The organism is Burkholderia sp. Ap-955 (assembly GCF_011753045.1).
GTDB lineage: Bacteria > Pseudomonadota > Gammaproteobacteria > Burkholderiales > Burkholderiaceae > Burkholderia > Burkholderia lata_D.
Window position 1 is genome coordinate 61,404 of sequence record NZ_VWWH01000020.1, and the last position, 12,930, is coordinate 74,333.

Sequence of the window (12,930 nt, forward strand, 5' to 3'; positions counted from 1 at the left end):
AAAGGCGCAGGCAGCGAACAGCCGACGTCGATGTCACATTCAAATGGCCATTGCGGGACGGCGAGACTACCCGGCCCGGACACATCTGCTCGCCCCCGATACAGGCGCTGCCGGCACGCCGCGCCGCGTAATCACGTGTAATCGATTCTGGAAAAAACCGGTCCTATATTGGCGTCACTCTTTCGCCATGCGCCTGACTTCAGGCGGGTCGAACAGAGCCAATCAAGCGCCAGGCGTCGTTCGATCAACCTCGAGACTGACGGGGAAGAATTCAACGCTCCCGTGCGTACCGTTCGAATGAATCAGGAGAGCATCATGCCAGACATCTTCATCTGGAAGCCCAATGAAAACCAGACATACAGCACGGCGGGTACGAATGAGGTGAGCGCCCCTTCCTTTGACAAGGAAGCCGGCAAATCCTTCTCGATGATCGCTCCCGCCGGAACGTTGACGCTGCTGTCCCGGCAGTCGTCGGTATGGGGCGGAAGTTTCGACAACGACATCCTGCCCGTTGAAATCGATCTTCGTAGCGGTGCCCTCGTGATGCGCGGAATCTCCGGCGATGCGCGCGGCGTCGATTTCACGATGGGCCCGTATCCGCACAAGCTCATCGGTCACCCGTTCGTCAACTTCAGGATCGTCGACGCCGCGTTCGAGGCCAGCCGTTTCGATACGGTGAATGCGGGCGGCCTGGTCCCGCCGTTGCTCGGCATGTATATCGACCTTCTCCTCGATCTGGAACTGGCCGGCGCCAGCCGCTATGACATCTCCTGCCGGTTGTACGCCAGCACCAAGAAGCTGCGTGTCCAGGGCCAGTCCGCGGTGAATGTCCGTGCCGAAGAGATCGTGCTGACATTCAGCGAGTATGCCGTTCTGCCGGCGGCGCTGCCCCGGGTTCCGGGCAACGATTACTCGCTGCACATGGAATCGACGGGCGGCAAGATGGAGATCGCCGAATCGCGTCTCGCGTTCGGAAAGCGAGCGAAGAGCGCGATGACGAGCAAGCAGATTACGTTGCGCAAAAGCGTGCGGGTCTGGGCTCAGGACGATGCAAATGCGAAGTTCGTTACTGACGCGGTCGAGTTTTACGACAGTGCGTCGACGGCAACGTTTTCCATCTCGCACAACGCCAACGTGGAATTCGAGACGTATTCCGGCGGAAAACCTTTCGATTTCCTGGGCAACAAGACGTATCCCCAGGGGTTGTTCAACTTCCAGTCGACACCTGAGTCCAAGGCGACGGGCAAGTTCACCTTCTACGGCGCCGGCAGCGCGTTCGACCAGTCGGCGATGCTGCACAAGCAGGTAGTCGCCATCGACGGAGTACCGCAGTCGAACGACCAGCAACTCCGCTTCGAGTACGTTCGCGTCGGCAACACGCAGAACATGGTGGTGTCGCTCAAGAAGTGACCGGAAGGGTTCCGTCTTCAGCCTGCGTGTGACGGGTCCGAGCAACAGCCCGTCAGGCTGATTCGGCGTTGACCAGGCTGCCCCTCCAATGCAGATGGGTTGGCGGAGCAAGCCTGGGCATCGCGAATATTCAACGATGAACCGCGGCATTCGAGGGGCTGCTTCCTGCATGAGGCACAATACGCGGCTTCAAAATTCAACCGTGGTCAATCCCATGCGCGTCGTCGTCGTTGGAACCAGCGGAGCGGGGAAATCCACTTTTGCCAGCGCACTGGCGGCAGCAGCCGGCTGCCCATACATCGAGCTGGATCGACTCTACTGGGGCCCCGACTGGACAGCCGTGCCGCCGGCACAGTTCGAGAACGCCGTGCTGGCCGCGACCGCCGGCGACCGCTGGGTCGCCGACGGGAACTACAGCGCCGTGCGCGACGTGCTCTGGTCGAGAGCCACGCACGTGGTCTGGCTCAACTTCGGGCGCCGGACGGTATTCTCCCGGGTGCTCTGGCGCACGTTGAGCCGCGGGCTCATGCGCACCGAGCTTTCGCACGGCAACCGCGAATCGCTGCGGATGGCGTTTTCCCGGGAGTCGGTGCTGCTGTGGTCGTACACCACGTTCGCGAGGAATCGCATCAAGTTCGCCGCCCTGCGGGACGACCCGACATTCGCGCATCTGCACTGGACGGAAATTACGCGGCCTTCGCACACCCGCGCGGTCATCGACAGGCTGACCCGCGCCGGCAGTTGAGCGCGGCGCGACGCTCACCTGCGTCAGTTGTCGAACGTGCCTTGATATTCCGGCGCGGCATCCGCGCGCGTGTTCAGTTCGAACATCACGCCGCCCGGTGCGCGGCAGAAGAAACGCGAACCGCGCCCGTTGTTGAAGACCTCCGTCACCATCTCGACGCCCTCTTCCGTAAAGCGCTCGAACAACGTGCGAACGTCATCGAGGCTCGGCAGTTCGAACCCGACGTGGAAATTCGTCGGCCATGCCGGCACGTCGTCGCTGACGTGATCGATCACCACGTCGAAGCCCGGGCGCTTGAGGATCCAGGATTGTTCCCAGCTTCCCGCGATCGTGAAACCGAGGTGCCGCTCGAAGAATCGGGCCGTCGCCCGTGTGTCGGCCGACGGAAAGCTCAGGTGGTTGAGCTTCATGGTTTGCGTAATGGCAGTCATTGCGAGTCCCTGTCATGCGTGGATCGGCGGAGGCCCCATGCCGTTCCGCCCGACGCATTCAGAATACGAGCCGGCGCTCACATTCGGCAATTCGCATGAGTCGCACGTCCGGACAGCCCGCGAACCCGCGTGAAACCGTGGGCCGGGGCGCCGTTGCGATCGCCGTGGATCGCGCTATTCGCATTCGGCCGGGATGGGCCCGAACACCCTCGTTCGCTGTGCTTGCCGCGTGAGACCCGGGCGCAAGGCAAGCTGCATGGACTGCCGGACGCGCTCGGCGCAGCCCTGTCGCGCTGCGTGACGCATCAAGCATCGATGGCCCGAGGGTGGCAAACCCACCCCGGGCCACGGATTTCCCGCCAGTGCCGGACATCACAACCGCTGCCCGACACCACCGGTCAATCGATGCTGTGCGGACGACGTCAGAACTGGTAACCCGCGCCCACGACCGCGCCGAAGTCCGAACGCGCGTTGCCCGTCACCGACGCCTTGACGACCCAGCGGTTGCTTTCCGTCACGTACGAGTACCCGGCGGCGAAACCCTGCTGGCCGTGATAGTTCGACGTCGCCGCCGAGACCATCGAGCGGCCCGCGCCCGTCGGTTGCGGCAGGCCTGCCACGGCCATTGCCGATGCCACACCGCCGTACATGTCCTTCTTCAGGTCGTTGAACGAGTTGTACACCTGGCCGATGCGCTGGTCGGTATAGCCCTTCGCCTGATTCGACGCGGCCGACAGGTTGTCGTTCAGCTGCTGCACGTTCACCGCGTCGGTCGGCGCCGTGCCGGCCGCGACGTTCGTGACCTGGCGCTCGCTGCCCTTCGCGCCGACCGAGAACGAATTGTCGCGATCGGCGACGGAGCCCTGGCCGACCGCCACCGCATTCTTGCCGGTTGCGGTTGCCGTCGACCCGATCGAACCCGCATCGGCACGCGCGATCCACGTGGCGTTCGCATCGGTTGCCAGCGCACGGATCTGGTCGTTGGCCGCCACGTTCTTCAACGCATTGTTGAACTGGCCCATGTTGACCGCGTCGTTGTCCTTCACGCCCGCCGCGACACCGGTCAGCACGCGGTCGCCCGACGTGCCGGAGAAGTTCACGCTGGACCCGCCGGTGTCCTTCCCAACCGTGATCGCGCCGTTCGGATCCTGCTGCTGCACGACGCCGGCCTTGCCGTTCGCGATGTTGGTCACGTTCCCCTGCAGGTTCGTGATGTCGGTCGTGTTCTTCGCGACCTGCTGGTTGGTCGCGTAGAGCTGCGAGCCGTTCACCGCGTCCGTGCTGGTTGCGCTGAGCGTCCCGGCCTGCACGTTGGTGATGCGCGTGCCGCCGGCGCCGCCGAGGGTGATCGAGCTCTTCGAACTGTCGTCGTACTGCACCGCAAGCGCGCCGAGCTGGTTGAGACTCGACTGCACGCCCTTCAGCTGCTTCACGTTCACTGCGTCCGTATCGTCGGTGCCCGCGGCGACGTTCTTCAGCACGACGGCCGCATTCGTGTCGCCGCCGATCAGCGATACCGAATTCAGCCGGTTGCCGTTCGTGTCGACATCGTACTTGACGACGTTCTTCACGGCCTCGCCCGCCTGGTTGGACACCTGCGTGATCTGCTGTTCGAGCGACGACTTCACGCCCGACAACTGGCCGCCGTTCACCGCGTCCGTGCTGCCCGCGGCGATGTTGCCGTCGGCCACGTTCGTCAGCTTCGTCGGTGCGCCGCCGCGCGCCGCGTTGTAGGCGCCGGCCTTCGGGTCGAACTGGAGCGCGTCCTGCTGCAGCCCGGCGATCGCGGCCGTGTTGCCGGCGATGTTCGTTTCGGCGTTGCCGATGCGCGTTTCGTGATTCTCGAGCGTCGTCGTGTTGCTGCCGACACGGCCGTCGAGGTTCGTGAGCGCGTCGCCGACGTTGTTGAACGAACCGCCGCCGACTTTATAGGCCGGCGCGCTGATCGAGCCATCCGGATTCGCCGTTGCACCGCCGCCCAGCGCGGCTGCCGTGCCGTCGGTCGCGCGGCGCAGTTGCGCGCCGTTCACCGCATCCGTGCTGCCGGCCGCGACGTTGCCTTCCGCGACGTTGGTCAGGCGCACCGGGCTCCCGCCGTTACCCGCGCCGAGCGAAACCTGCTTCTTGCTCGCGTCGTCGTACTTCACCGCGAGCGCATCGAGCTGGCTCGTGCCGTCCTGAATCGCCGCGTTCAACTGGTCGACGTTGACCGCGTCCGTTCCGTTCTTGCCGGCCGCGACGTTGCCGATGCGTTGCGGACCGTTGCCGCCGTGGCTCGCGTCGTAGGTGCCGAGGGTCGCGTTCCACTGGAGTGCGTCCTGCTGGAGCGCGGCGATGTTGCCCGTATTCGTCGTCACCTGGTTGCCGAGCGTCGTCACGTTGTTGCTGACGGTCGTGATCGACTGATTCAGCGTGTCGGTGGCCTTGCCGAGCTGGCCGACGTTCACGGCGTCACTCGCGGCAATGCCGTCCGCCACGTTGTGCAGGCCGACCGGCGACTGCGCGCCCTTGCCGCCGAGCGTCACGCCGCTGTGCGCATCATCGTCGTACTGCACCGCGTTCTTCGTCGCGTTGCCGATCTGGTTGTTGATCGACGTGCTCAGGTTGCCGAGCGTCGTGCTGAGGTTGTTCGTCATGCTCGTGCTGAGCGACGACAGGCCGCCGTTCAGTTGCCCGACGTTCACTGCATCGGTGTTCGCGACACCGGCCGCGACGTTGTGCAGCGTCGTGCCGTTCGTGCCGGCGAACGTCACCGAGTCGAAGCCGCTCTGACCGTCGTACTTCACGTTGCGTGCGTCGGCTGCCTGCAGGTTGCCGATACTGGTGGTGGCCGTGCTCAGCGACGCATTGATGTTGGTGACGTTGCCCTGAAGGTTCGTGATGTTCGACGCTGCCGTCGAGATGGACGATTGCAGCGGCGCGATGCTGCCCGTCAGCTGGCCAACGTTGACCGCGTCGGTGTTGGCGACACCGGCCGCGACGTTGCCGATGCGTTGCGGGCCGTTGCCGCCGTGGCTCGCATCGTACGCGCCGAGATTCGCGTTCCACAGCAGCGCGTCCTGCTGGAGCGCCGCGATGTTACCCGTATTCGTGGTCACCTGGTTGCCGAGCGTCGTCACGCTGTTACCGACATTCGTAATCGACTGGTTCAGCGTGTCGGTGGCCTTGCCGAGCTGGCCGACGTTCACGGCGTCGCTCGCGGCAATACCGTCCGCCACGTTGTGCAGGCCGACCGGCGACTGCGCGCCCTTGCCGCCGAGCGTCACGCCGCTGTGCGCGTCATCGTCGTACTGCACCGCGTTCTTCGTCGCGTTGCCGATCTGGTTGTTGATCGACGTGCTCAGGTTGCCGAGCGTCGTGCTGAGGTTGTTCGTCACGCTCGTGCTGAGCGACGACAGGCCGCCGTTCAGCTGACCGACGTTGACTGCGTCCGTATTCGCGACACCGGCTGCGACGTTGTGCAGCGTCGTGCCGTTCGTGCCGGCGAACGTCACCGAATCGAAGCCGCTCTGCCCGTCATACTTCACGTTGCGTGCATCGGCTGCCTGCAGGTTGCTGATATTGGTGGTCGCCGTGCTCAGCGACGTGTTGATGCCGGTTACGCTGGTTTGCAGGTTCGTGATGTTCGACGCCGCCGTCGAGATGGACGTCTGCAGCGGCGCGACGCTGCCCTTCAGCTGGCCGACGTTGACCGCATCGGTGTCGGCGACACCCGCCGCGACGCCGCTGATCGTCGTGCCATTGCTGCCGTCGAGCGCAATCGCCGCATGCGAATCGTCCGTGTATTTCACGACGTTTTGCGTCGCCGTCACGATGCTGGTGCTGAGGCTGTTGCCTACGCTGGTCACGCGCTGGTCGACATTCGAGATCGTGGTCGACAGCGAATTGCCGACCGACGTCACGCGCGCGTCGACCGTGGCGATGCTCGTGCTGAGCGTGCCGTTCACGTTCTTCAGCTGCTGGACGTTGACGGCGTCCGTATCGGCCGCGCCTGCCGCGACGTTCTTGAGCTGGCGCTCCTTGCCGATTGCGCCGAACGACACCGCGCCGCCAACCGGCGCGGCCGTGCCGCCGAACACCGGTGTGCCGCCATTGTTCGCACCGGTGCTGCCCGAACCGATCGCCACCTGGTTGTTGTCGTTCGTCTGCGCGCCTGCGCCGATCGCCACGGATTGCGTGCCGCCGGCGCGCGTCTGGGTGGCCGCGTCGTACGACGCGCCGGCCGACACGCCGTCGCTCGACGTCGGGTTGGCGCCGCCGATCGCAACCGAGCGATCGCCGCTGGCTAGCGCCGAGTGGCCCAGCGCGATCGAGCTCGTGCCGTGCGCATCGGCGACGTTGCCGAGCGCCATCGAGAAATCGCCGACCGCGGCCGACTGGCGGCCGATGGCGAGCGCCGTGTTGCCTTGCGCGACGGCTACCGTGCCGATGGCCGTGGCAGAGTTCGCCAGCGCCTGCGCGCCGACGCCGACCGCGATCGCGCCGCCGCTGCTGGTGCCGCCATTGCTGCTTGCATTCGACTGGTCGCCGATCGCGATCCCGCTGGTGCCTGCCTTGGCATTCGTGCCCATCTTGACGTTTGCCGTGCTCACTGCCACGTAACTCCCGCTCTTGGTCGCGACGCACAGCGGGTTCGTCCCGTCGATGCACTGACCGGTCAGTGCGTTGTCCGGGTTGCCGCGGTCGACGAAATTGTCCGCATGCGCGGCGCCCGAGATCAGGACACCTGCACCCGTGAACATGGCGGCGGCAAGCGCCGAAATCTGCTTCCTCTTCATGGTCTTCTGCTCCGTTTTGTAGCGTTTGGTTTGAATACGGACTACTTACTTTCTGTTGAAGACTTCAGCTGCGATTGCGATTACGACTTCAGTGCGGAACCCGATTCCCGTGCCCAGATCGAGCGTGCCGCAGGCGACACGCATCGTCCGCCCGTGGCGACGGGACGTTCGAAAGCGCGGGCACGCCGTTCGTGTGACGGCCCGTTCCGTTAATTCATTCAGTGCATTAGGAATGCATATCGTTTTATATGGGCGAATTCGCCCAGCGACTGAATCCGGAGATTCAACCCGCCGTTATGGACACCCCTGATTTGATGCCGCGCTGACCGCGACCAACCCCGCTTCTTTTATTTCATCCACGGCAACCGGATTTGCGCTTGCGCGCAACGGACCTGCGCCCGGATTCACATCAATTGATGCCTCGGACCCGAATCGCACAACGTCCGTCACAATCCGCCGTGTCTTGCGCTGCTCGGTGCGACCCTGCATTCAAGACCGGACGAATTATGAGACACGATTTAAAATTATTGAAGCCGACATTCTTTATAGATTGTAAAATTCAATATATTCAATGAGTTGCGATAAAATCGCGTATCTCGCAAACGATTTCTCTCCACCAGAATTAATTGGGATGTTTTGTCGAGCGGACAGAATCTTTGCTGAGGCGGATTAAAGGAAAATTCCTCAAAAAGTTTTTCAAAAAAAACCGCGGAACTGCGCGACTGCATGTGGCGGTGCAAAAGAAAATGGCGGAAATGGACAGGCATCAGCGTTCCGCACGGCAAACTCGAATCAAAATACACGATGAAGCATCCGAAAAGCGGTATGAAGCAGATAGAGTCAATGTGTCTGGCAAGAATTGAAATATGCCCCTACAATTCGGCTCGCATCGAGACCGGCGGGCGCGCACTTTTCAGCGCGCGACGACGGCAACGCTCCGCGCCTTTACCGAATCAGTGATCAAAACCGGCCATGCCGGGCATTACGCCGACCGGTTGTCCGTCGTGTCGTGGGGCGAAATCCGAATATCGATGCGCTTGTACGTCGCCATCGAGCAGCTTCCGACGATTGATCCGAACCGGGCCGGCCACCCGCAGGAACGCAGCCAGCAGCCATTCCAGAACAGGTGCACGATGCATCCATCGATCTCCGCATTGGGCGACGCCCATATCCTGATCGTCGACGATCAGCCCGACCAGCTTCGCTTGCTGATCGACATCCTGCGCGGCACGGGGTGCCGGATCAGCATTGCATCCGACGGGCTGCAGGCGTGCCAGCGCGCGCAGGCGCTCATGCCCGACCTGATCCTGATGGATGTCCGCATGCCGCGCATGGACGGTTTCACCGCGTGCCGGCTGCTTGCCGCCGATCCGCTGACGTCCACGATTCCGGTGATTTTCCTGACCGTGGCCGGCGCCCTGCACGAACGCCTCGAGGGGTTCGAAATCGGCTGCGTCGACTATGTGGTGAAGCCGTTCGAGCCCGCGGAAGTGCTCGCGCGGATTCGCGTGCAGCTCGCGCGGGAGAAGCGCGAGCAGCCCGTCGACGTGGAAAGCCCGTTCGTGGCCGGCAAGGACGACGACATCATCGTGCGCGCGGCCATCCGCCACCTGGCACGGACGCTGAACGATCCGCCGACGGTGGAGCAGCTGGCCCGCGCGGTCGGCACGCATGAAAAGCGGCTGTCACGTGCGTTTCGCGACAATCTCGGCCAGACGGTGTTCGAGTATCTGCGGCACGAGCGGCTGCGGATCGCGCAGGATCTGCTGGATTCGACGTCGCTCAGCATTGCCAGCATTGCGAAGGAAATCGGCTTTTCCACGCCGGCGAATTTCGCGACCGCATTCCGCGAACGTTTCGGCCTCACGCCGACCGAGTGGCGGCGCCAGCGCGACGCCGGCGAACGCGCCGCGCGCCGGGAGCCGCAACGCGACGCGTAGGCCCGTTCCGCGCGTTCGCGATCACCAGTTGTATTTCGCGCTGGCCAGCACGGTCCGCTCGTTGCCGAACACGCAGACGGTATACGACGTGCAGCCGCTGACATAACGCCGGTCGAACAGGTTCGCGACGTTCAGCGCGAATCGCCAGTGCGGCATATCGTAGTGCAGCGCCAGGTCATACAGCGTCACGCTCGGCACGGTCAGCGAGTTGTCGGGCGCGCCGGCCGACGCGCTCTGGTAGCGCACGCCGCCGCCGAGCCCGAGGCCCGACAGCGCGCCCGTGCGCCAGGTCCAGTCGGCCCACATCGACGCCATCTGCCGCGGCAGCGGCACGGCCACGGGCCAGTGGTTCAACGACGCGTCGTTCGCCTGCACGTTCTTGACGTCCTGATACACATACGACGCGACGACCGACAGCTCGCGGGTGACCTTGCCGACCGCGCTCAACTCGATCCCGCGCGAGCGCACCTTGCCGGTCTGCACCGACGTCGTGCCGGTCGGGTCGAGACTCACCGGTGTCGGCGTCGCGACGTTGGTCTGGTCGATCTGGTAGACGGCCGCACTCAGCAGCAGGTTCTTGCCAGGCGGCTGCCAGCGCAGCCCGGCTTCCGTCTGCCTGCCCCGCGTCGGTGCAGGCAAGCCGCCGCCATACATCCGGACGCCGATGACGGGATCGAACGACGTCGAATAGCTCACGTACGGCGACAGCCCGGCGTCGCCCTGATAGGTGAGCCCGACGCGCCCGGAGAACGCACTGACGTCCTGCCGCGCCTGCGTGCCGGCCGTCCGGTCGTCGAACCGCGCATTGACGAAATCCTCGCGGCCGCCGAGCGTCAGCGTCCAGCGCTGCCAGCGGATCTGGTCCTGCGCGTACACACCGAACGTGTTCATCGCCGTGTACTGGTCGACGTGGCCGAGCGACGTCGGGCCGGAGAAGATCGCGGCCGTGACGGGCCGGTAGACGGGGTGATACAGGTTGAGCGACGGCGCGAGCGCCAGCCACACGCTGTTGGTCGTCGTCTGCCGGTCAAATTGCGCGCCGAGCAGCAGCGTATGCTCGAGCGGCCCCGTGCCGAAGCGCGCCTGCGCGTGGTTGTCGATGTCCAGCCGGCTGTAGTTGAACTGGAACAGCCCCGCGAAACGCATCATGTTGGTGGTGCTGCGCGGCACGAAGCCATTGCCGAACACCGTCGCGTCGTCGAGCGACAGGTGCGACCAGCGCACGTCCTGGTGCAGCGACCAGATCGCGTTCACGCGGTGCTCCAGCGCGTAGCCGAGCGACCACTGCTTCTTCCGGTAGTCGTTGAACCCGGGGGCGCCCATGTAGATGTCCTGCGACAGCCGGCCGTTCGGGTTCGGCAACACCGTGCCCGACGCGGGCAGGAAATTCGACGAAATGTCGCTGCTGTCCTGCAGGAACGTCGCAGAGAGCGTCAGTGACGTATCGGCGGTCGGCCGCCACCGGAACGACGGCGCCAGCGCAACGCGCCGGTCGCCGTTCGGGCCGGTGACCGCGTTGCCGTCGCGCGCCACGCCGACGAAGCGGTACGCATAGCGGCCGTCCGGATCGAGCGCATCGCCGACATCGAGCATGACTTGCTTGCGCGCGTCGTTGCCGATCTGCACGCCGGCTTCGCGGATGCGCTCGCCGTCGGCGAGCTTCGTGTGCGCATCGACGATCGCGCCGGGCTCGCCCGCGCCGTACAGCACCGAGGTCGGCCCGCGCAGCACGGCGATCGAGTCGATCGTGTACGGGTCGACGCGCCAGTTCGCGATCACGGCCGTATTCGGCGCGGCCACGCCATCGACGTACAGCGTCGGCGTGAAGCCGCGCAGCGCCGCATACCAGTCGGTGCGGCTGTCGGCGCCGAACGTCGCAAATCCCGGCACGTAGCGCAGCGCCTGGTTCAGATCGGTCGCGCCGGTCATCTCGATCTGCTGCGCGGTCACGAGATTGACCGTTTGCGGGATCTCGGCCACCGGCGTGTCGGTCTTCGTGCCGGCCGTGGTGCGCAGCCCGACGAGCCCGCTCGACGCGCCGGCGGCCTTCCCGGTCACATCGATCGTCGGCAGCACGGCCGCCGCCGCGCCGGCCGGCGCCGTGGCTGCCGCACCCGATGCCTGCGCGTGTGCGCCGCCCGCGGCCGCCACATACAACGCGCTCCCGGCAGCGATCGCTCTCGCGCGGCGCGCCGCACCCGTCCCCCTCCCCGTTACCATCGTTCCTTGCTCCGTCGTGCTGGTGGCCGATTCGGCCTGATCGCGGCGCGACGCACCGTCGGCGTCCGCCCTGTGTTGTCTTCTTTGCGATGCGGTTTGCGCGCGAGTCGGCATGCACTGGCCCATGGCGTCGGTCGCGAGCGCAGCGATGATACCGGGGGAACATGGCGCAGTCTCGAAAAAGAATGCGTCGTCGGCCGGCGCGTGGAAGACGGGGCCGGCCCGGCGTCGTTCCAGCCGGCTGGCGCCGGGCAAGGCGGATGAAAGACGGGAACGCTAGACTGCGTGCGCCACGGGAAGCGTTCGCGGGCTGCACGGCCCGCGCGCGTCACCGGCGTTCGTCGTGCCTTGGCGGCCACGCGCGTCCGGTGTCGCGAGGTTGCCCGCCCCCGGGTTCGGCTTCCGTGTTTGCCACGCCGCCGTCACGTCACCACCGAGGACCGTATGCCCCGCCTGTCGGCTCGCCCACTGTTCGCCGCGTGGCTCGCGGTGAGCGCACTCTTCTGCGCCGTGCCGCCGGCCCGCGCCTGTGACGTCCCGGCGGCCGTCACGACGATCGATCCACCCGGCTACTATGACGACGACGCCGGCTATGCGCGCGCGGTCAAGCCGATGCGCGATTTCATTTCACGGCTCAATGCGTCGGCGGACCATGGCGACTGGTCGTGCGTGACGAGCCTGCTGGAAAGCTGGGCGCGGGCCGACGCGCTGATGGGCCGGATCGCCGGTTATCAGGGCGACTACGAGCGTTCGTGGGCCGGCACCGACTTCGCGATGGTGATCCTGCGCATGCCGCGCGACGTGCGCGACGCGAACCGCGCGCGGTTCGACGTGATCGATCCGTGGCTCGAACGCATCGCGATCGCCACCCGCGATGCGCAAGCGATCAACCATCTGCACAACAACCTCGTGTACTGGGCCGGACTCGACCTGATCGCCATCGGTACCGTGACCGGCAACGCGAGCCTCGTCGACTCGGGGCTGCTGCGGGTTCGCGAAGGCATCCGCGACATCGGCCCCGACGGTTCGCTTGCACGGGAAGTCAAACGCGGCAACCGCGCGCTGCACTATCATACGTTCGCGCTGCTCCCGCTCGTGTTCGCGGCGGAACTCGTGCAGCGGCGCCATATCGATCTCTATCGGGAAAACGACGGCGCGATCGGCCGCCTGGCGAACCTCGTCATCAATGCGGTCGACAATCCCGCCAGCTTCACGGCGATCACGCTGGTCAGGCAGGACCTGTTTCCGTGGACGCTCCGCGATGAACTGAGCTGGGTCGAGCCGTACTACGCGCGCTTTCACGACGCGCGCCTGCCGGCGATCATCGCACCGCGCCGCCCGTTCACCGAATGGCGGCTCGGCGGGGAGGTGACGGCGGTCTGGGGCGTGCCGCTGCCGTAGCGGAT

At 65.3% G+C, this 12,930-nt stretch carries 7 protein-coding genes; 4 read left to right on the top strand and 3 right to left on the bottom strand.

What is annotated here, in order from left to right; translation table 11 throughout:
- Positions 1-315 precede the first annotated feature (315 nt).
- Together F3J15_RS14255 and F3J15_RS14260 are read left to right on the top strand one after the other, a co-directional pair.
- Positions 316-1,410, top strand: coding sequence for a hypothetical protein (locus F3J15_RS14255; RefSeq protein WP_166891794.1), 1,095 nt, complete (start codon positions 316-318; stop codon positions 1,408-1,410).
- A gap of 214 nt (positions 1,411-1,624) precedes the next feature.
- On the top strand, positions 1,625-2,155 hold the full coding sequence (locus F3J15_RS14260) for a toxin (protein ID WP_166891796.1): 531 nt from the start codon (positions 1,625-1,627) through the stop codon (positions 2,153-2,155).
- Between the two features lie 23 nt (positions 2,156-2,178).
- Here the strand turns inward: F3J15_RS14260 and F3J15_RS14265 are convergent, their stop codons facing one another.
- Both F3J15_RS14265 and F3J15_RS14270 read right to left on the bottom strand, forming a co-directional pair.
- Positions 2,179-2,586 (bottom strand): VOC family protein, encoded by a 408-nt coding sequence (locus tag F3J15_RS14265; RefSeq protein WP_205190808.1) that lies wholly within the window; start codon positions 2,584-2,586, stop codon positions 2,179-2,181.
- A gap of 422 nt (positions 2,587-3,008) precedes the next feature.
- Positions 3,009-7,328 carry a YadA-like family protein gene (locus F3J15_RS14270; protein ID WP_240158901.1) on the bottom strand — a complete coding sequence of 1,440 codons (4,320 nt, stop codon included), beginning with the start codon at positions 7,326-7,328 and terminating at the stop codon, positions 3,009-3,011.
- A gap of 1,169 nt (positions 7,329-8,497) precedes the next feature.
- Here F3J15_RS14270 and F3J15_RS14275 point away from each other — a divergent pair.
- The gene (locus tag F3J15_RS14275; protein ID WP_089487116.1) at positions 8,498-9,304 is read left to right on the top strand and encodes a response regulator; all 807 of its coding nucleotides are present in this window, start codon (positions 8,498-8,500) and stop codon (positions 9,302-9,304) included.
- A 21-nt stretch (positions 9,305-9,325) separates the two neighbouring features.
- Here F3J15_RS14275 and F3J15_RS14280 read toward each other — a convergent pair whose 3' ends face one another.
- A complete protein-coding gene (locus F3J15_RS14280; RefSeq protein WP_166891800.1) occupies positions 9,326-11,524 on the bottom strand; it encodes a TonB-dependent siderophore receptor in 2,199 nt (732 codons plus the stop codon).
- Positions 11,525-11,968: 444 nt separating this feature from the next.
- Between F3J15_RS14280 and F3J15_RS14285 the strand changes: the two genes are divergently transcribed.
- Complete coding sequence (locus F3J15_RS14285; protein ID WP_166891803.1) at positions 11,969-12,925, top strand: mannuronate-specific alginate lyase; 957 nt, start codon at positions 11,969-11,971, stop codon at positions 12,923-12,925.
- The last annotated feature ends 5 nt before the right edge of the window (positions 12,926-12,930 follow it).

Bases quoted from the DNA above. Each gene is read 5' to 3' on its own strand.
- F3J15_RS14280 (WP_166891800.1), bottom strand. From the start codon at position 11,524: ATGGTAACGGGGAGGGGGACGGGTGCGGCGCGCCGCGCGAGAGCGATC.
- F3J15_RS14255 (WP_166891794.1), top strand. From the start codon at position 316: ATGCCAGACATCTTCATCTGGAAGCCCAATGAAAACCAGACATACAGC.
- F3J15_RS14270 (WP_240158901.1), bottom strand. From the start codon at position 7,328: ATGTTCACGGGTGCAGGTGTCCTGATCTCGGGCGCCGCGCATGCGGAC.
- F3J15_RS14265 (WP_205190808.1), bottom strand. From the start codon at position 2,586: ATGACTGCCATTACGCAAACCATGAAGCTCAACCACCTGAGCTTTCCG.
- F3J15_RS14275 (WP_089487116.1), top strand. From the start codon at position 8,498: ATGCATCCATCGATCTCCGCATTGGGCGACGCCCATATCCTGATCGTC.
- F3J15_RS14260 (WP_166891796.1), top strand. From the start codon at position 1,625: ATGCGCGTCGTCGTCGTTGGAACCAGCGGAGCGGGGAAATCCACTTTT.
- F3J15_RS14285 (WP_166891803.1), top strand. From the start codon at position 11,969: ATGCCCCGCCTGTCGGCTCGCCCACTGTTCGCCGCGTGGCTCGCGGTG.